The sequence below is a fragment of the Nostoc sp. genome (assembly GCF_036917755.1).
In the GTDB taxonomy this organism is placed as follows: Bacteria; Cyanobacteriota; Cyanobacteriia; order Cyanobacteriales; family Nostocaceae; genus Nostoc.
Genome location: NZ_JBALFC010000012.1, coordinates 57,777 through 77,071 on the forward strand (window position 1 = coordinate 57,777; position 19,295 = coordinate 77,071).

Genomic DNA, 19,295 nt, shown 5'->3' on the forward strand with positions numbered 1-19,295 from the left:
GAACAACTGCGTGGGAGGTTTAATGTAATCAATCAGAAAGGCTTCCTCATCTGATACATTGGTATTGGCTTACGCAAAGCTACAGGCTACTTTAGAGTTTTTCAAAAATGTGCGATCGCTAGGATTTAACGAGTATGCTATCAATTATTACGAAGACTTTATTCGTCAAAGAATCCGCATTGGCACACAAGATTTACGCATTGCGGCAATTACGTTGTCAGTGAATGCGATTTTAGTTACTCGCAATCGCAAGGATTTTGAAAAAGTACCTAATTTGCGTTTAGAAGATTGGACTATACTCCTCAGAATTTAATCTGAGTTTGATCGCCAAAGTAGTTTATAGCGCTTCTCGGCCCTTGTGAGGTACAAGAACCCCACCCCCAACCCCCTTCCCGCAAGCAAGGAGGGGGCTATGATGTACCTCATGTGATTAGGAAACCCTATAATATTTATTGAGTTATACTGGACAAACTTTCTTTAATTTTTAGTTTATTTAGAATACTTTCTTCCAAGAGATGATAGAGAAAATGAGGTGTATTCAAATTAGCTGAGTGTAAAAGTTTTTGATAAACTTCGCAAGCTGAATCATCATTTAAAATCCTGTCATGAATGATTTTTGTCCATTCAGGTGCATTGATCATTAATTGGGGTACAACTTTAATAAAAGCCGCAATTTGTTCTTCTATATCAAAAGATTCGAGAAAATGAATTAAGCTGAACATCACTTCTGGCTGTTGACATTGATCATCTAAAACAAGATGATATGCAGATAAATTTTGCTCATCAGGATTATCAGCTATTTCAGCTAAAGCATTTTCAAAGTCGGTAACTTGCTGTTGAGTTTGCATTAAGCGATTTTCTTTTAAAATTGCCAATAGATTGTTTTGATTCATGGGTTTCAACCTACTTTATCAAAAATACCTTGCCAAGTTAGTCTATTCAGGTTAATTAAACCTTGCAAACTTTTCCTGATTTCTCTATTGTACAAACCTTGACGAAGATAAATAGAACGCACATCCCAAACTTCTTGGGCCAATGTTTCTCTTGCTGAGAAGCTTAAATTAGGAGATTTACCGTAAGAAATTGTTTGCCGATGACGACCTCCTTTTCCTGGTGATAAATGTTCCATCATAATGGCAATTCCTTTATTTGTAGTATAACCAGGAACTCTAGCTTTCATAAAAGCATCCGCAGGTATATGATGAGGTGTAAGGTTATCGCCTCTACGTCCTAGTTTGAGTAAGTCACCATAACTACCTATACTGCCCTCTCTGGGAATAAGTTGACGTTGATTATTAATAATGTTTTGCTCCATATTCGCTAGGATTTAACGAGTATGCTATTAATTGTTACGAAGACTTGATTCGTCAAAGAATCCGCATTGGCACACAAGATTTACGCATTGCGGGAATTACGCTGTCAGTTAATGGGATTCTAGTTACTCGCAACCGCAAGGATTTTGCAAAGGTGCCTAATTTAGGTTTAGAAGATTGGACTATATTTTAATTTGTCTCAAGGCTAAATAGACCTATTTGTTTATAGTTAAAAACTTCAGAGTAATATTCTTAGATTGCCAGTATTCTTTGGCTGAATTTAAAATATCTACTGCTATTTGGTACTGTGTCGGTTCAGCTTGAGCAAAGATATCAGCATCGTCATAAAATATGACGTATTTCTCAGCCGGACACCATGTTAAATCGGTGATACATTCATCAAAAGCATCCCAGTTTGCACCAAAGTATGTAGGAAATTGCATTGCTTCAGCAGCTTTACTTAAAAATGTTTGTTTGCTATTAAATTTTTTACCATATTTACGATTAAAAGCAAACTAAAGAAACACACTACAAAATAAGACCAAACAAGCATAGCCGGGAAACCCCAAACCAAACAAAAAAATAATCCAATCCCAACAATAACCACTAGCATCCCACAGTTTGATAGTGTTGTCGTAACTCCCACTGGCAAGGGTTTTGCCATCTGGACTGAAAGCAACCGACCAAACCCATTCGGAATGCGCTTGAAGAGTGCGGATTTGCGCTCCTGTTTTGACATCCCACAGTTTGATAGTGTTATCAGAACTACCACTAGCAAGGGTTTTTCCATCTGGGCTGAAGGCAACTGAACGAAGCGAGTCGGAATGCGCCTGGATAGTATGGATTTGCGCTCCTGTTGTGACATCCCACAGTTTGATAGTGTTGTCGGAACTACCACTAGCAAGGATTTTGCCATCTGGACTGAAGGCAACCGAACGAACTAAGCCGGAATGCGCCTGGAGAGTGCGGATTTGCGCTCCTGTTTTGACATCCCACAATTTGATAGTCTTGTCATCATTCCCACTGGCAAGAGTTTTACCATCTGGGCTGAAAGCTACGGACTTAACCCAGGAGGAATGCCCTTGGAGGGTATGTATTTGCCCTCCTATTGCGACATTTTCTATAATTTTATCTGCGCCAAAAGCTTCGGGTTGTGATTTTGATTCAACAACAGCAGCTTGTTTTGGTCTAGCAAAGCCAGGAAATATATCAATATGAAGTTTTGTAAAGCGATCGCACCAATAACATTTACCATAAGTTCGGCTGTAGTAGTGGCTGTCTACCTTTCCACAGATAGTTAACTCATTAACAGCAAGTCTGAGCGCCTTTACCCAATCCTCAGCAGTTGGGCGTAAATTAGGATTTTGATAACCATCATTAAAGCATCTGAGAAAACATCGCTGAACCTCTGGGTGAAGAATCTCAAGAGGAATTGTCCTGTCTACAGGTTGAATCAAATTGTTTGGTGCATACAGCCATAAACCCTGATGGATAAGTTCATTCATTTTTGGAATTTCCCCCGCGCCTATCCACTTTCCTGCAAAAGGACTTTGACCACTAAACAACAATTGATAGATAATCACTGCTAACCGGAAGCGATCGTTTACAAGAATATTTTGCTGCTTGATATCACCCAAAACATAGCCAGAAATGTGAATTGCTTCGATAATTGAGGCGATATTTAGCGCCGTTGTGTGGAGAAAACGCCAATCAACCTCAAGTTTCAAAGCCTTTCTTTTCTGGGGGTTGTATATATTAATAAGTTCTTTTGCTTCCTTAATTTCCGGCATCAAAAAGCCCACACAATTACCCTGAGCATCTTTAAGTACCGACTTAGGCCAAGCAAAAGAAATATGATTCAGGTGAGAGTTTGGCTCTTTGGGTCGGTGCGCTATCATCACCGCCAACTTTTGCACACGCTCAGGAGTTTGCGAGTGATAAATTTTTGCTAAGTAACCATTGTGATTTGTTTGCCAAACCTTCGCTTCACCACTAATTTTAGGTTCACCCAACAGAGTAATCGATTGACCCGTACTGGCACAGGTGAAAACTGTCATCGAATTTTACTCTCTATCAAAGAAGCACAAAAGTAAGGTTTTATCATCGTCAGTGCGAGAATTTAGCCGTTCAGAGTTGAGGAATTCCATCAGATATTTATCTTTCTCCTCTCCATTAACAGGTTCGTGCAAGTATTCCTCCAAAGGTTTAAAGAAAGGTGAGAAGGGTTCCCAGTCGCTCAAGCGAATTGCTACTTTTTCTAGTCCATCAGTGGAAGCACAAATAAACTCTTGTTTTTCGGAAATAACCTTTACCTGCATTTCTTTTACTGCATTTGCTGAAGTGATAAAAGTCGTTTCATTAGCAAACTCACCTTTATCTGGCTGAAACAACAGTTGATATTCTGACTCTTGGGAACGCCTTACAATAAATCCATCCCCGATTTGCATAGCTGCAACCCAGTCAGGGGTTGCCACGAAAACCAACAATGTACAAGCTAAATCATTGACAGAATAATTTTCTTTCTCTGCTTTTTTGCCTAACTCAGCAATTACCTTATTTACAGTTTTAGTAAATAATTTCTCGGCTTCTGGTTGCGAAAGTACTTGAGAAACTTTTTGCCACCAATGTTGACGCTTGCGAAGATATTCACTAATTTTTGAGAGATATTTAAGTGCCGTTTCTACCGCCAACTCAGAACCAACATCAGAATATTTAGCACTACCAGCACCATCAGCAACCGCGCCTACAATCACATCCTTAAAGGTGCAATATTTCCCATAATCTTGACAAACTATACCCTGGTTTTTATGACTTGTTCCGATCGCAGAACGCGCAACAGCTTTCCAATTCACAAAATTTCCTCCTAACTGCTAATTTGACCCCATCCCATAGCCGGTAAAGCTACAGCTTGTCCTACTTTGCCACTAGAAACCCGTTTCATCGAAGCAGAAAGCCAGACAAACAACTCACGAAAATCTAAGCCATTTAGCATAACTGGTGGACGTTCAGGAGGAGAAATTTGTTTGAGGATATTCATATCAGCACCCTTTACCCCAACTGCAAAAAATGACAGTCGGCTTTGTGCTTCTGCTTCTCTCAATCTTTGCGCGGCTGAATCCCAGGAGTCAGTTGGCGCTCCGTCTGTAATCAAAAACACCCAAGGGCGATAATAGAGAATACCGTTGTCTTTATAAGTCTGTTTGCGGTTTTCTACAAAATCCAAAGCATACTCAATCGCCGCACCCATTGGGGTTAAACCATCTACTTCCAATATAGGCGGTGTAAATTGGTCAATGGTCACAAAGTCTTGTATCAGTTTAGCTATGGGGCCAAATGTGATCATCGCCACTTCCACACTCAGCGATGCTTGAGAATCTTTTAGTACATCTTCTTTGAAAGCAGCAAGTCCTCGATTTAACTCTTGGATAGGCTGACCTGACATAGAGCCAGAAGTATCGAGTAAGAGAATTACAGGGCAACGATTTTCTGGATTTTCAACGAATTCAGGCAATCCTACAGGCATTCGATGCTCCTAAATTGAGTCAATTGGTCTGAGAGATCAATCACCTACATTATTAGCTAAAAAACACACTTTTGCAGTAGTATTTTTACGTATAAATACTACTGCCTATTTGCCTGATTGAAAGCGTTTATATAGCCGTGATTTCTAATCGCTAGAGCTAGGTGCAAGCAAGATGTAAGATTAAAATCTTCAGCCTCCTGTAGCCTTACCTATACCTGAGTATTAATTCCTTTTCTTCCAGAGGCTATGCGATCGCACAACTACATAATTCGGTAAAATCGGGTAAAGCAATTTTTGCGCTTGTTAAACAAAGGCATCAGCAAACCCATGCAACTGAAACTCAGTGCATCTCAACTTCCCTTCGCCCCTCTTTTGTTAATTGCCCCCTTTTTCCTATGGGGGACAGCAATGGTAGCCATGAAAGGAGTCATACCCCACACCACACCGTTATTCATGGCGGGAGTGCGTCTGATACCAGCAGGGATGTTAATTCTGATTGCAGCAGCATTCATGGGTAAACCCCAGCCGAAAGGTTGGGCTGCATGGCTGTGGATTGCCTTATTTGCCTTGATAGATGGGACGCTGTTTCAAGGCTTTTTAGCAGAGGGATTAGTCAAAACCAGTGCGGGGTTAGGGTCTGTGATGATTGACTCGCAACCGTTGGCTGTTGCCTTGCTGTCGTTGTGGCTATTCCAAGAACACATTGGTTTTTGGGGATGGCTGGGGTTAGGACTAGGAATCACAGGTATTAGTTTAATTGGCTTACCTGATGAGTGGATTTTACATTTTATCGACTCAGGCGCAAATATCACAATTGGCAACTGGCAAGATTTGTTTGCTAGTGGCGAGTGGTTGATGCTGTTAGCAGCGCTGTCAATGGCAGTGGGAACAGTGTTGATTCGGTTTGTATGCCGACATGCTGACCCAGTAAGCGCTACGGGATGGCACATGATTTTAGGTGGATTGCCACTATGGGGAATTTCATCAGTTGTTGAATCCCAGCAGTGGGAGAATCTTGGAACATCTGATTTAGTGGCTTTGAGTTATGCTACCGTATTTGGCAGTGCGATCGCCTACGGGTTATTCTTCTACTTTGCCTCTAGTGGCAGTCTCACCAGCCTTAGTTCCCTCACCTTCCTGACACCCGTATTTGCCCTACTATTCGGCAATCTCTTCCTCTCAGAAGTCCTCAGTCCGTTGCAGTGGGTTGGTGTTTTCCTCACTTTAATCAGCATCTATCTCATTAATCAACGTGATACTTTAGCTGGACAAAACGATACAGTTACCGTCGGCGAAATAGCTAATATACCGCAACCAGTTTTAGAAGCATCTGCTAAAAAATTGAACCCCATAACCCTAGCAGTCAGAGAATCTGAACCAGAAATTAGGACATAAGCGCTAGGGAGCATCTCAGTGAAAGCAAATATACCAGATGAGAAACAAGATTCTTGCTCCCTCTCCGAACCCACGGAGAGGGTTGGTGTGAGGTTTTAAAAGGCTTTTTACACTCATTGAGATGCTCCCAAGCACTAAGCCTCTTCAATGGGTGAATTTTGAATTTTGAATTTTGAATTGTTATTGTGGTATCGAAGACTTCAAAAGCACGTTCAGGCTGAAACTTGCAATATGAGGCTACGCCCTTCCTTAATCTTGATATTTACCTGTTTTTCTTGCCTCGGTTTTTACCCAAATCGCGCAAGTACAGCTACACCTAACCTAGCACCTGAAATTTTAGAACTTGCACAAGCTAGTTCGACAGTTACTGCTAGTCCGGCTGTTTTGAGTCTCGGTAATCAAGGGTCAGATGTGCAGAGACTACAAACTCAATTAAAGCAGTTGGGATACTACAGTGGCGTAGTAGATGGACAGTATAACGCCAGTACGGAAATCGCTGTAGCTAAATTCCAGAAAGCAAAGGGTTTAAAAGTAGATGGCATTACGGGTCTGGCGACTAGCGAGAAACTGCAAGCAGCAATGGAGGCTAAAAATCAGATTATCACCTCTCCAAGAGTCACCTCTGGTGCTGCGACTTCCAAACCAACTGCAAAACCCAAGCCAACGGAGACAGATTTTGTCTGGTGGTTAATATTTGCCATCGGAGTTCTAGGAAGTATTAGCGCACTTGTTTACCTGCTGAGGTGGTTTCGTCAGGTCAAACAAGTGGAAAATTCCGAAATATCAAATACTAAAAGCTTGAGTGAAGCTAAGAAAGACCCGATGACACCACTCTTACCAGAGAGTGTAAGTAGTCCGCAAACAGCTACGCCACCACTTACCACACAATTACTGCTACCAGAAAAAACTTCCCGCCTTGCTAAACTCAATATCGTTGATGAATTAATTCAAGACTTACACAATTCTGACCCAATGAAGCGACGCAAAGCTATTTGGGATTTGGGTCAGCAGGGAGATTCACGGGCAATTCAGCCAATGGCTGAACTGATGATTGATGCTGATTCTCAAGAACGCAGTTTGATTTTAGCAGCTTTGGCAGAAATTGGCACCCGCACACTCAAACCGATGAACCGGGCTTTAGCAATTTCAATCCAAGATGAAAGTCCACAAGTGCGACAAAATGCGATCCGTGACCTGACGCGCGTTTATGATATGATGGGTCAAATGAGTCAGATGTTGCGACATGCATTAGAAGACCCAGATGCCGATGTGCAAGCAACTGCACGATATGCTTTGACTCAGATGAATCGAATGCGTGGCTTGCCAGAACAACAGAGTCTACCGGAAGATTCACACAACGATTCCCAAGAATAAGTCTAAAAATATTTCAACTGGATTTGGATATTTGTGTTCGGGCCTGCCACTAAAAATGCTGCTTCGCTAAATTTGGGCGCTCTTGTGCGAATTTCTGGGTTGCTGGAAAATCCAAAGCCTTCCTTTGGTATACCAAGTCCATTACTATTGAGAGTCCGGTCATTATTTTGATCGTGGAAGACAGCAACGGCGTAACTACCTGCTTTCAAGTTCTCAAAGCTAATGGTTAAGGGAATGTCAGTAATTTTGCTACACTGCTTTTGTAAGACGCGATCGCGATCACTAGGAAATCCTTGACTGCTTGCAAATAGACTGGCACAAACTTGTCCTTCTTTATTCTTCAAGCCATCAATTTCGATGGTGAGTTTGCCGTTAAAATTTGCCTGGGCACTAAATGACCATGCCAGATTTCCCAGAACTGACAATAGCAGCATAGTAACTCTCAATCCTTTTACCATAAAATTTTCACAAAACAAAATAAGTTTTGCTCAAACAAAGCAACGCAGATTTACAATGTCTATCCTGAGATGTCTATTGGTCGAGCTATTTATAAAATAATTATCACTCAGTTAAATCTAGTTGTCAGTATAAACTCACAGGCGATCGCTATCTTAATTGATCAGGTGTACCAGTTGAGCAAAGACACTCCGCTTAGTTATTATCAGAACTTTGGGTAAAAACCCCGTCCTTGTAGGACGGCTTTAGATTAATTGAGACAACTTATACTATAATAGAAAGCATAAGATTAAATAAATCTATGCTAGTTCTGTAAGCAAAATTGAAAGGTAAAACAGAGCAGTACAAGCTGATTGATCAGGCAATCCGCGCTGCTCTGTTTTGTCGCAAGAAAGCTTTGAGGTACTGGATGGACAATCGCGGAGTGGATAAGTATGACCTGAATAAACACATGGCAGTGCTTGCGAAAGAGTTTGAGTTTGCCAATAAGCTAAATTTACAAGCAAGACAAAGTAGTGCCGAAAGGTCGTGGTCAGGCATATCTCGGTTCTTTGATAACTGCAAAAAGAAGAAATCAGGAAAGAAAGGATATCCAAAATTTCAGAAACGAGGTCATTCGGTTGAGTATAAACAAACTGGATGGAAGATTTCTGAAGGCCGAAAATATCTAACTTTGACTGACGGTTTCAAAATTGGTAAGCTTAAACTAATCGGTTCACGGGATCTCAACTTCTACCAGATTGAGCAAATCAAACGAGTCAGACTTGTACGCCGTGCTGATGGTTATTATGCTCAGTTTTGTGTTGATGTTGAGCGCAGAGAAGAGATTAAGCCATCCAAGAAAACAACAGGCTTAGATGTTGGGCTAAACCATTTCTATACTGATTCAGATGGTAATGTCGTTGAAAATCCTCGCTATCTGAGAAAGTCAGAGCGTAAACTTAAAAAGTTGCAACGCAAAGTTTCTAAGCGTCAGAAAGGTTCAGCTAATCTCCGTAAAGCTATTATTCGGTTAGCGAGAAAACATTTGCAAGTAAGTAGACAGCGTAAAGACTTTGCAATTAAGACAGCAAGGTGCGTGGTTCGGTCTAACGACCTGATAGCCTATGAAGACTTGCAAGTGGGGAATATCCTTAAGAATCAGAAATTAGCTAAATCTATTAGTGATGCAAGCTGGTCTATGTTCCGGGACTGGGTTGAGTATTTTGGTAAGGTGTTTGGCAAGGTAACAGTTGCAGTACCGCCTCACTATACGAGCCAAAATTGCTCAACTTGTGGAACATTAGTCAAGAAATCGCTGAGTACAAGGACTGATCAATGCAGTCATTGCGGTACGATTTTAGATCGTGACCACAATGCTGCATTAAATATCTTGGCTATTGGATTGAGTAGGGTAGGGCTTACCCGAATTAACGCCTGTGGAGAGTTCGACCCCTGTCAGTTAGATGTAAGTCTATCTGGCAAGTTGTCTCACTGAATCAGGAATCCTCGTCGCTTTCGCGCGGGGAGTGTCAAAATAGTAAACATGGCGTGATCTTTTTCAACATGACACACCACACTAGTTATAATTTCCTATAAGTTGAAAAAACTCTTAAGATTTAGCGTAATAATTACGCTTCTCTCACACCGACTAGCTGACAACCACATTAGGAGGACTATCTATGGCGCTTGTACCACTGCGGCTGCTGTTGGATCACGCAGCTGAAAACGGTTACGGCATCCCAGCTTTCAACGTTAATAATTTGGAGCAGATTCAGGCGATCCTGAAGGCTGCTGTCGAGACAGATAGCCCCGTAATTTTGCAAGCTTCTCGTGGCGCTCGTGCTTATGCTGGAGAAAACTTCCTCCGCCACCTAATTTTGGCAGCAGTAGAAACCTATCCTCAGATTCCCATTGTCATGCACCAAGATCATGGGAATGCGCCTGCTACCTGCTACTCAGCAATTAAGAACAACTTCACCAGCGTGATGATGGATGGTTCTTTAGAAGCTGATGCTAAGACCCCCGCTAGCTTCGAGTACAACGTTAGTGTTACCCGTGAAGTTGTAAATGTAGCTCATGCTTTGGGTGTCAGTGTTGAAGGTGAACTCGGTTGTTTGGGTTCTCTAGAAACTGGTGCTGGTGAAGCTGAAGATGGTCACGGGTTTGAAGGTACACTCGACCACTCTCAACTCTTAACTGACCCCGATGAAGCTGTTGAGTTCGTAGAAGCAACCCAAGTAGATGCTTTGGCTGTTGCCATTGGCACAAGCCACGGTGCTTACAAGTTTACCCGCAAGCCGACTGGGGAAATTTTGGCAATCAGCCGCATTGAAGAAATTCACCGCCGTTTGCCCAACACCCACTTGGTAATGCACGGTTCCTCTTCTGTACCTGAAGATTTACTTGCACTGATTAACCAGTATGGTGGTGCAATTCCTGAAACCTACGGTGTACCTGTAGAAGAAATCCAAAAAGGTATTAAGAGTGGTGTACGTAAAGTAAACATCGACACCGACAACCGTTTGGCAATTACTGCTGCTGTACGTGAAGCTTTGGCTAAAAAACCAGAGGAGTTTGACCCCCGTCACTTCCTCAAGCCTTCTATTACATATATGCAGAAGGTTTGTGCTGAACGCTATCAGCAATTTGGTACGGCTGGCAACGCAAGCAAGATTAAGCAAATTTCTTTGGAAGATTTTGCTGCTAAGTATGCTAAAGGTGAACTCAACGTTGTTACCAAAGCAGCCGCTAAGGTTTAATTTTGCCAACAAATAAATAGGGGCATAGTGCTGCTATGCTCCTAAAAAACTGAGGATTCTTAATATTGGTATAAACCGGGTAAACACCCGGTTTTTTGTTTTACTCATCAGGACTGGGCATGGGGCATTGGGCATTGGGCAATCAATAATCAATAGTTCTTCTTCCCTTGCTCCCTCATCTCCCTCATCTCCCTCATCTCCCTCATCTCCCTCATCCCCAGCCCCTAGAATACCCGATGTTGTAAGGAGGGCATTTGACGGCGGACTTGTTCAAGCCTACTGGGGTTGATTTCAGCGATCGCAATTCCCGGTTTTTCCCCAGCATCGGCTAAAATTACGCCCCAAGGGTCGATAATAACGGCGTGGCCGTGGGTTAGACGGCGGGCATAGTTATTGCCTGTTTGGGCAGGAGCAATGACGTAGGCGGTATTTTCGATGGCTCTGGCTTGTAATAGTACTTGCCAGTGATCTTTACCAGTAAAGGCGGTAAAGGCGGCGGGAATAAACATAACATCAGCTCCCTTATCTGCCAGATGACGATACAGTTCCGGGAAGCGGACATCATAACAAATAGAAAGTCCTAAATTGCCAAGTTTTTCGGAGAAATAAACGGGGGGTAGTTGCGTACCAGCCACAACGGTGCTGGATTCCCGATAGGTGTTGCCGTCGGGGACATCAACATCAAATAGGTGTACTTTATAGTAGCGGGCAAGTTCTTGACCGTTTGGGTCGATGAGTAGAGTGGTGTTATAAACTCTGCCTGTATTGTCTACCGGAAGTGGAAAGCTGCCGCCTAAGATCGTAATTTGAAAGCGTTGAGCCATTTTTTTGAGAAAAATTTCACTTTCACGAGCGATCGCATCGCCTTGGGCGAGTTTGTCTTTTTCTTCTCCCATATAGGAAAAGTTTTCTGGCAAACCTACCAATTGGGCACCTTGACGCACGGCAAGCTCGATTAATTCTTCTGCCTGTGCCAAATTTTTCTGTAGATCAGGCACACTGGTCAATTGAATAGCGGCGGCTAAATAAGACTTCATAGATTCAACAACGAATAGTTGATTTATGGAAGATAGATTATCAAAATATATCGCTACTTCAACATCTGTGGTACTTAATTAGAAATGCGTTAGCGTTGCTTTCCTTTAACAGACTTGTTTTATTGCTGATCTTAATCTTCCTCTGGGTTCTAGCAAACTGAGCAAGATTGCGATTGTGTTGTGATCAAAGCCTGATAAAAGCTGTCTGCTATGGATATTTATTTTGAATTTTGACTTTTGAATTCGGAGCGTACTTTTTCTCTTAAGCAAGCCACTCGCAGCGTCTCCAAGAGTTGCGACGTGACTGAGCTTTTGGGACTAGAAATTGGTAGTGCAGGAATTAGGGAGTTGTTTTTGAGGTAGAAAACTCCTAAAAATATTCTGAAACTGTATACAAAGTAAACAAGTCTGAGAGACGAGAAATTCGCATCTCTCAAACTTGTTTATAAAAATTAACCTAAACTTAGAACAAAATGGATAACTCAAGAGGATTTTATTGCCGATTGAGTTTCAAAGATACTTTTCGAGAGTGGAAGCTAATGTAGTTTTAGGCACTGCGCCGACCACCATATCCACTTTTTGTCCACCCTTAAAAATCATTAATGTGGGAATGCTGCGGATACCGTACTGGCTAGCAACATTAGGATTTTCATCTGTATTGACTTTTACAACCTTTATTTGACCTTTGTACTGTTCGGAGATTTCATCGACAACAGGAGCTACCATACGGCATGGTCCGCACCAGGGTGCCCAAAAGTCAACTAAAACGGGTACATCGCTGTCGAGTACTTCTTGCTTGAAACTAGAATCGGTAACTTGTGCGGCTGTTGACATGCCTAAAACCTTCGCCAATAATATCTGAACTTGGTGAAAATTCTACCATAGCAAAAACCTCGGCTTGGGAGTAGAGGATGTACATTTGCAAAGAAGCTCTCTTATTTTATTTACAAACATAAGGAACCGCCCGAACAGTAGTCCGGGCGGAGTGTGGTGTGAGGAGTGAACGGAAACATGCGTCTCCGCTATCTCTATTGTAGGCGACATATCGGATTTTTCCAGCAATTGTTTAGGGGGCTGGAAAAATTTATTCAAGAATTTGGTATTGGGCATTGGGCATTGGGCATTGGGCATTGGGTATTGGGCATTGGGTATTGGGCATTGGGCATTGGTTATTCTCCTTGTCTGCCTTGTCTCTCTTATCCGCCATGCCCTATGCCCCATGCCCCAAGCCCCAATTCTATTTCCCCATACCTAATTGTTGAGCTTTTTGGTAAACTTTACCCTCGGTTAATAAGGAAGGCGCAATCACAACTTCCACTTGCTGCATTTCTTTAATATTTTTGACTCCTAAGGTGCCCATGCTCGTCTTTAAGGCTCCTAAAAGATTGTGAGTGCCATCATCTAGTCCTGCTGGGCCAATGAGGATTTGCTCTAGGCTCCCAGTGGTGCCAACGCGAATCCGGGTGCCACGGGGCAAAACTGGGCTGGGAGTCGCCATACCCCAATGATAACCTCGTCCTGGGGCTTCGGCGGCTCTGGCAAAGGGGGAACCAATCATTACACCATCGGCACCGCAGGCGATGCATTTACAAATGTCGCCACCGGTGATTAAACCGCCATCAGCAATAATCGGGATATAGTTACCAGTTTCCTTGTAGTAATCATCTCGTGCCGCAGCACAATCTGCGATCGCAGTGGCTTGTGGCACGCCCACACCCAACACCCCACGAGAAGTACAAGCAGCACCAGGTCCAATTCCCACCAGTACCCCAGCCGCCCCAGCTTTCAACAAATTCAAAGTAACTTCGTAAGTCACGCAATTACCCAACACCACGGGGATGGGCATGGAACGGCAAAATTCTGCTAAATCAAGAGGTACTAAAGACTCTGGTGATAGATGTGCAGTAGAAACTACCGTAGCCTGGATAAAAAATAAATCTGCCCCAGCTTTCGCCACCGCCTCACCATATTTACTTGCGCCGGCTGGAGTTGCACTCACCGCCGCAATGCCACCTTGTTGTTTAATTTGCTGAATACGTAGTTCAATTAATTCTGGCTTTATTGGTTCGGCATACAGTTCTTGCATCAGGGCAACAAATTCATCTTTACCCACAGAGGTAATCCGATCTAATATTGGCTCTGGGTCAGCATAGCGAGTTTGAATACCCTCTAAATTGAGGACACCTAATGCTCCTAACTGTGACAAACGTACAGCCATGCGAACATCTACTACGCCATCCATCGCACTGGCAATTATCGGGATTTCTCGCTCAATATTGCCAATCCGCCACTTAGTCTCTGCCAAACTGGGGTCTAGTGTTCTGTTGCCGGGGACTAGAGCAATTTCATCTATTCCGTAAGCTCTGCGAGCTGTTTTCCCCCGCCCAAGTTGAATTTCCACGCTTTAATTTTTCTCAAATCTGTTTAAGCTAGGGTATCAAATTGTGGAGGGGATTGGGACGTTTTTTTCTCGGAACTACTTGATTCTGACTCCTGAATTCAGAATAGCTGAATTCTTCTTTATCGTTTATTTTTAGCTGCATCCATACCCGTGTAACCAGTTGCTAACCAAAGTATCGCTCTAGCTCCATCACGGATAGATTTTTCGATAGATTCAGGGGGTTTTTCTGAAGGAACTGCCACTGGTTTTAAATAAATACCTCGACTACCCAAAATAATTTCGCCGATGACACAAGCCCGGCGCATATGGAAGTCTGAAGTAATCAAATAAACGCTCTTAATGCCGCGAGCTTGCAAGTCATCCACCAACGTAGTAAAATTAGTAACTGTATCTACGGCTTCATAGTCCAGGTGTAAACGTTTGGGATCAACACCAGCTTTGGTAAACACTCGTTGGGTGAATCTAGGTGGACTACCCCCACTAATCCAAATTGGTATATTTGGATGCTGGCGGACAAATTCGGCCGTAAACTTCTCTCGCTCTAAACGTCTGGTTGAACCACCTAACACTACAACTGCTTGCGGCTGTACAAATTGGTTTTGTACTTCTTTGTATCCCCACCAGATGATTAGCGGTAGGAGAAAAGCCATAAAACGAAAAGATTTACCTGTAAACAGTAGCTTATTCAAGGCTCGATAACTTTATTTACTGAATCCAAAATTTCCTCTGGCTAGAAGAAAAGCATAATTGATAGTAGAGTAGCAAACTCCTCAAAAATCTGCCCACATCCAAATTTGGGTGATTGTCATGTTACAGCGCGATTAAGCGTGCTTGAAGTTTTTTTGCTAATTGATGGATTATCCTAACCTGTATCGGACAATGCATCAAAGGGTTGTAGCAGCTTGTCGGAGAATAATTGACATCTATGTTACTCACTCAGTAGTTGCTGCTTCCAGCCAGACTTCCACATCATCGGCTAACAACTTCTGTGCAGCATCCAGCATTGATGCTGCGATGTCTTTGAGGTCTTCACGATTCTTCAAGTAAGTTTTCAAGGCTTCCATTGGGTCGATGCTGCTACTTGCACTCAATTCAGGAATGCGGGGTCGAGCTAATTGACTGACTAATTCTGCTTGTATGGTGTAGGTATGAGCGGGACTTAAAGCAGTATGTAGAGAGGAACTGTCAATTAAATCCATTTGTTCGGAGCGGAGTTTGTAAATTAGCCGCACTACAGCATCTTGAATATCATACTTGGCGATCGCTTTCATTAATACCGCTTGCGGATCATCTGCTTTCGAGACATCCACTTCAATGGTGCGGAAAGTCCGAACTGTTAAGGGGCAAAATTCCCATTCAGCGCTCCCCCGCTCAAGTTCTAGCATTACATAGCCTTTGTCTTCTTTTTCTTCACTAAAATCTACCCGCTCAATACTCCCTGGATAAATCACTGGCGGGTTGTTAGATTTATTCAGATTTTGGTGGCGGTGGACGTGTCCCAACGCTACATAATCAAAACAAGGTCGCGTCAGCAAAGATAGGGGTAGAGTAAAGCCTTTACCTACTGCTAAAAAGCGTTCTGCGCCTAAAGTAGCATTGTCAGCCATCAAGTGAGCCAAAAGAACAGTTGGCACATCGGGGTCAAGACGGCGAATTTCCCCTTCTAGAACAACTCGCAGGCGTTCCGTTAACAGTTGGTTGACTTCCGCCAAAGACAAACCTTCAGTCTCTAGGCGAGTCATCAGGGTGGAACGAGTCAGCCAAGGGAGGGTGATTACTTGCACTTTGCCATTACGGGTTTCGATGCAGTGAGTAGTTAATGTATCACCGACAACAAATCCTGGTACTCCCAAAGTGCGGTAAATATTTAAACTTGCTCCTCCCTGTCCTTGGGAGTGTTGGTCGTGGTTGCCCACCAACAGCACTGTTGGAATATTGGCATCCATCAGACGGCGAAACTGGCTAGCAAAAGCTTGTTGTACATAGGGTGGTGGTGTAGCATCCGGGAAAGCATCGCCACCAAATATCACCATATCAACAGTATCCGTCAGCGCTCGGTCAATACATTTAGATAGTGTATTGACAAAATCCTCTAGCCGTGTATTTAATCCAGTTGTGGGATTAATTCGTCCGTGGGAGAAGCCGCTTCCCATGTGGATGTCGGAGAGGTGGAGGATTTTAATCATATTTGTCATTTGTTCTTTGTCTAATACTAATGACTAATAAGTAAATAACGCGATGAATGAGCGATATTTTGAATATCCGCCGGGTTGGTTAAAATAACGAGTCGGTGTCCCAGTTGGTAGGGTGCGTTGACGGAGTGTAACGCACCAATTTAGGAGTCGAACCGCAGAGGCGCAGAGGACACAGAGGAAGAGAGGAGGAAATTACTATTACGTGTTATTACTTAAATAATTGTATTATATTTTATAATTCAAAGTCAACGCCAGTATATTTTACATTTTTATTATGCTTGGTCTGCCATAACTTCTGTTAAGACGTGATGTTATTTGGAAACTCACGTCTTTTTACGGAATATTTGGTTTTAATTTATTCAATCTTTATGTTTTAGCTGTGGAGATTACAGGTGTTAGTTACTAATAATTAAAGCTAGTTTAGACATACTTGAAATTTATAAAAGTTTGATAAAGTATGTCCAAGCTTCTGGTTAGTCAATATCACACAGAAGTAGAAAGAATTATCCAATATGGCGGTTCACGTAAAGAAACATCGATTCGGGTTGCATTTCAAAACTTAGTTAATGAATATTGTAAACCTAGAGAATTTAGACTTATTCCCGAACTAGATTATAAAACACCTAGCGGCAAACTTGTTTATCCAGATGGCACTGTTAAAGATGCTTTGCGTTTGGATTGGGGCTATTGGGAAAGCAAAGATGAATATGACAATTTAGACCAAGAAATTGAGAAAAAGCTCATAAAAGGCTACCCAGATAGTAACATTCTGTTTGAAGACTCGAAAACAGCCGTTTTAATTCAGGGTGGACACGAAACTATGCGCGTCCTGATGAAAGATGCTGACGCGCTGGATGGAATAATTACATATTTTATTAACTATGTTCGCCCAGAAGTTAAAGATTTTCGTGAGGCGATTGAAACTTTTAAGGAAGACTTACCGACTGTTATAAATGCTTTGCGGGACTTAATTGATAGTCAAATCGAAACAAACGCAGCTTTTGAAACAGCGAGGGCTAAATTTTGGGGTATCTGCAAAGAATCAATTAATCCTGAAATCACTTTGCTAGATATTAGAGAAATGATGATTCAGCATATTTTAACTGAAGACATTTTTATCAGCATCTTCAATGAATCTCAGTTTCATCGAGAAAATAACATTGCTTGTGAATTAAAAAGTATAATCGATACGTTTTTTACAGGTAGTACTAAAAAGAATACTCTTGGTACTATTAAGCGTTACTATGGACTTATTAGAAGAACTGCTGCGAATATTTACAATCATCATGAAAAGCAGAAGTTTTTAAAAGTGCTTTATGATAATTTCTATAAAGCATATAATCCGAAAGCGGCTGACAGGCTAGGTATTGTTTACACGCCGAATGAAATTGTGCGCTTCATGATTGAAAGTGTAGATTATTTAGTTCATCAAAATTTTGGTAAGCTGCTTGCTGATAAAAATGTCGAAATTTTAGATCCGGCTACAGGAACAGGCACTTTTATTACTGAATTAATTGATTATTTGCCTAAACATAGTCTGGAATATAAATATAAGCATGAGATTCATTGTAATGAAGTGGCGATTTTGCCTTATTACATCGCTAACTTGAATATTGAATACACCTATAAACAAAAAATGGGTGAATATCAAGAGTTTGAAAATATCTGTTTTGTCGATACGCTGGATCATACATCATTTGCAGGCAAACAATTAGATTTGTTTGCTATGAGTGTAGAAAATACTGAAAGAATTAAAAGACAGAATGAAAGTAAGATATCGGTGATTATCGGGAATCCTCCATATAATGCAAATCAAGCAAGTGAAAACGATAATAATCCAAATCGCTCTTATCCAGAGATAAATTGATTAAAGAAAGTTATGTAAAATATAGCCATGCTCAGAAAACAAAGCGTTACGATCCGTATTCCCGTTTTTTTCGTTGGGCAACAAATAGGTTGAATGAAAATGGAATTTTGGCTTTTATTACTAACTCTTCTTTTATCCATTCAGGAGAAGCTGACGGTTTTAGAAAGGTAGTATCTGATGAATTTAGTGAGATTTATATTATTGATTTAGGTGGAGATGTTAGGTCTAATCCAAAAATTTCAGGCACAAAGCATAATGTTTTTGGTATTCAAGCAGGTGTAGCTATAAGTTTTATGGTGAAGAAAGAGCTTAATGATAATAATCGTTGTAAAATATTTTACGCCCGAAGATCAGAATTTGAAACTGCTGATGAAAAATTGAATTTCATAGCAACTAACAAATTTAATACAATTTCTTTTGAACATATTACACCTGACAATAACAATAACTGGATGAACCTTAATTATAGTGATTTTTATAGCTTAATGCCATTGACTGATAAGGAAACAAAAGCTACTAATCTTGAGCATGAGGAAAAAGCAGTATTCAAATTATTTTCTTTTGGAGTTTCTACTAATAGAGATGAGTGGGTTTATGATTTAAACCCAAATTTGTTAACTGCTAAAATAGAATTATTTTATAATTTTTATAATAAGCAAATACAAGATATTACTAAAAACAGTTGGACTTCACAAGAAGCAAATAAGTTTTTAGATTATTCCATTAAATGGAGTGAGTCTTTAAAGATTAATGCTAATAATGGAAAGACAACAATTTTTCAGGAAGATAATATAGTCTCAGCAAATTATCGTCCATACTTCAAAACTTATTACTATGCAGACTTTATTTTGAGTGATAGATTAACCTCTATTCATACTCAATTATTTGGTAAAAAATTTGGCTCTCCAAGAGTAGTTATGTTAAAATAACATGAATAAATAAAGCAACCATCAATAAAACTACAGAAGTTAGTGCCATAAGCCTAGTGTTTGA

19 protein-coding genes and 2 pseudogenes are annotated in these 19,295 nt (G+C 41.4%); 8 read left to right on the top strand and 13 right to left on the bottom strand.

Annotated elements, in window-relative coordinates; translation table 11 throughout:
• Positions 1–64 precede the first annotated feature (64 nt).
• Positions 65–313: a type II toxin-antitoxin system VapC family toxin gene (locus V7L05_RS04015; protein ID WP_335162016.1), complete on the top strand. Its 249-nt coding sequence runs from the start codon at positions 65–67 to the stop codon at positions 311–313.
• Positions 314–449: 136 nt separating this feature from the next.
• Here V7L05_RS04015 and V7L05_RS04020 read toward each other — a convergent pair whose 3' ends face one another.
• Positions 450–893 carry an Imm30 family immunity protein gene (locus V7L05_RS04020; protein ID WP_335162018.1) on the bottom strand — a complete coding sequence of 148 codons (444 nt, stop codon included), beginning with the start codon at positions 891–893 and terminating at the stop codon, positions 450–452.
• A gap of 5 nt (positions 894–898) precedes the next feature.
• Positions 899–1,315, bottom strand: a complete 417-nt coding sequence (locus tag V7L05_RS04025) for a hypothetical protein (protein WP_335162020.1) — start codon at positions 1,313–1,315, stop codon at positions 899–901.
• 23 nt (positions 1,316–1,338) lie between these two features.
• On the opposite strand from V7L05_RS04025, the pseudogene V7L05_RS04030 reads away from it, so the two are divergent.
• Positions 1,339–1,506, top strand: a pseudogene (locus tag V7L05_RS04030) (type II toxin-antitoxin system VapC family toxin); the annotation flags it as partial.
• Between the two features lie 22 nt (positions 1,507–1,528).
• Here the strand turns inward: V7L05_RS04030 and V7L05_RS04035 are convergent.
• The 4 genes and pseudogenes from V7L05_RS04035 to V7L05_RS04050 form a co-directional block, all read right to left on the bottom strand.
• Positions 1,529–1,795 (bottom strand): annotated as a pseudogene (locus V7L05_RS04035) (barstar family protein); the annotation flags it as partial.
• Positions 1,796–1,828: 33 nt separating this feature from the next.
• Positions 1,829–3,370 (bottom strand): eIF2A-related protein, encoded by a 1,542-nt coding sequence (locus V7L05_RS04040; RefSeq protein WP_335162022.1) that lies wholly within the window; start codon positions 3,368–3,370, stop codon positions 1,829–1,831.
• 6 nt (positions 3,371–3,376) lie between these two features.
• Positions 3,377–4,165 carry a PP2C family serine/threonine-protein phosphatase gene (locus V7L05_RS04045; protein WP_335162024.1) on the bottom strand — a complete coding sequence of 263 codons (789 nt, stop codon included), beginning with the start codon at positions 4,163–4,165 and terminating at the stop codon, positions 3,377–3,379.
• 11 nt (positions 4,166–4,176) lie between these two features.
• Positions 4,177–4,836, bottom strand: coding sequence for a vWA domain-containing protein (locus tag V7L05_RS04050; RefSeq protein ID WP_335162026.1), 660 nt, complete (start codon positions 4,834–4,836; stop codon positions 4,177–4,179).
• 327 nt (positions 4,837–5,163) lie between these two features.
• On the opposite strand from V7L05_RS04050, the gene V7L05_RS04055 reads away from it, so the two are divergent.
• Complete coding sequence (locus V7L05_RS04055; protein ID WP_335162050.1) at positions 5,164–6,231, top strand: DMT family transporter; 1,068 nt, start codon at positions 5,164–5,166, stop codon at positions 6,229–6,231.
• 231 nt (positions 6,232–6,462) lie between these two features.
• Entirely contained in the window at positions 6,463–7,605 is a 1,143-nt protein-coding gene (locus tag V7L05_RS04060) for a peptidoglycan-binding protein (protein WP_335162028.1), read from the top strand.
• A 2-nt stretch (positions 7,606–7,607) separates the two neighbouring features.
• Here the strand turns inward: V7L05_RS04060 and V7L05_RS04065 are convergent, their stop codons facing one another.
• The gene (locus V7L05_RS04065) at positions 7,608–8,063 is read right to left on the bottom strand and encodes a DUF2141 domain-containing protein (RefSeq protein WP_335162030.1); all 456 of its coding nucleotides are present in this window, start codon (positions 8,061–8,063) and stop codon (positions 7,608–7,610) included.
• A 320-nt stretch (positions 8,064–8,383) separates the two neighbouring features.
• Here V7L05_RS04065 and V7L05_RS04070 point away from each other — a divergent pair, with 320 nt between their 5' ends.
• Both V7L05_RS04070 and fba read left to right on the top strand, forming a co-directional pair.
• Positions 8,384–9,538 (top strand): RNA-guided endonuclease InsQ/TnpB family protein, encoded by a 1,155-nt coding sequence (locus V7L05_RS04070; RefSeq protein WP_335162032.1) that lies wholly within the window; start codon positions 8,384–8,386, stop codon positions 9,536–9,538.
• Between the two features lie 184 nt (positions 9,539–9,722).
• Positions 9,723–10,802: a class II fructose-bisphosphate aldolase gene (gene fba, locus V7L05_RS04075; protein WP_335162034.1), complete on the top strand. Its 1,080-nt coding sequence runs from the start codon at positions 9,723–9,725 to the stop codon at positions 10,800–10,802.
• 224 nt (positions 10,803–11,026) lie between these two features.
• Here fba and V7L05_RS04080 read toward each other — a convergent pair whose 3' ends face one another.
• The 6 genes from V7L05_RS04080 to V7L05_RS04105 form a co-directional block, all read right to left on the bottom strand.
• The gene (locus V7L05_RS04080) at positions 11,027–11,839 is read right to left on the bottom strand and encodes a carbon-nitrogen hydrolase family protein (RefSeq protein ID WP_335162036.1); all 813 of its coding nucleotides are present in this window, start codon (positions 11,837–11,839) and stop codon (positions 11,027–11,029) included.
• A 510-nt stretch (positions 11,840–12,349) separates the two neighbouring features.
• A complete protein-coding gene (gene trxA / locus V7L05_RS04085; RefSeq protein WP_069070846.1) occupies positions 12,350–12,673 on the bottom strand; it encodes a thioredoxin in 324 nt (107 codons plus the stop codon).
• Positions 12,674–12,923: 250 nt separating this feature from the next.
• The gene (locus V7L05_RS04090; protein ID WP_335162038.1) at positions 12,924–13,046 is read right to left on the bottom strand and encodes a histidine kinase; all 123 of its coding nucleotides are present in this window, start codon (positions 13,044–13,046) and stop codon (positions 12,924–12,926) included.
• Between the two features lie 30 nt (positions 13,047–13,076).
• Positions 13,077–14,240: a GuaB3 family IMP dehydrogenase-related protein gene (locus V7L05_RS04095; protein ID WP_335162040.1), complete on the bottom strand. Its 1,164-nt coding sequence runs from the start codon at positions 14,238–14,240 to the stop codon at positions 13,077–13,079.
• Positions 14,241–14,359: 119 nt separating this feature from the next.
• A complete protein-coding gene (locus tag V7L05_RS04100) occupies positions 14,360–14,890 on the bottom strand; it encodes a YdcF family protein (protein WP_335162052.1) in 531 nt (176 codons plus the stop codon).
• 282 nt (positions 14,891–15,172) lie between these two features.
• Complete coding sequence (locus V7L05_RS04105; protein WP_335162054.1) at positions 15,173–16,426, bottom strand: exonuclease SbcCD subunit D; 1,254 nt, start codon at positions 16,424–16,426, stop codon at positions 15,173–15,175.
• Between the two features lie 466 nt (positions 16,427–16,892).
• On the opposite strand from V7L05_RS04105, the gene V7L05_RS04110 reads away from it, so the two are divergent.
• Positions 16,893–18,302: an N-6 DNA methylase gene (locus tag V7L05_RS04110; RefSeq protein ID WP_335162042.1), complete on the top strand. Its 1,410-nt coding sequence runs from the start codon at positions 16,893–16,895 to the stop codon at positions 18,300–18,302.
• Entirely contained in the window at positions 18,299–19,231 is a 933-nt protein-coding gene (locus V7L05_RS04115; protein ID WP_335162044.1) for a type ISP restriction/modification enzyme, read from the top strand. The genes V7L05_RS04110 and V7L05_RS04115 overlap by 4 nt, the downstream gene beginning before the upstream one ends.
• The last annotated feature ends 64 nt before the right edge of the window (positions 19,232–19,295 follow it).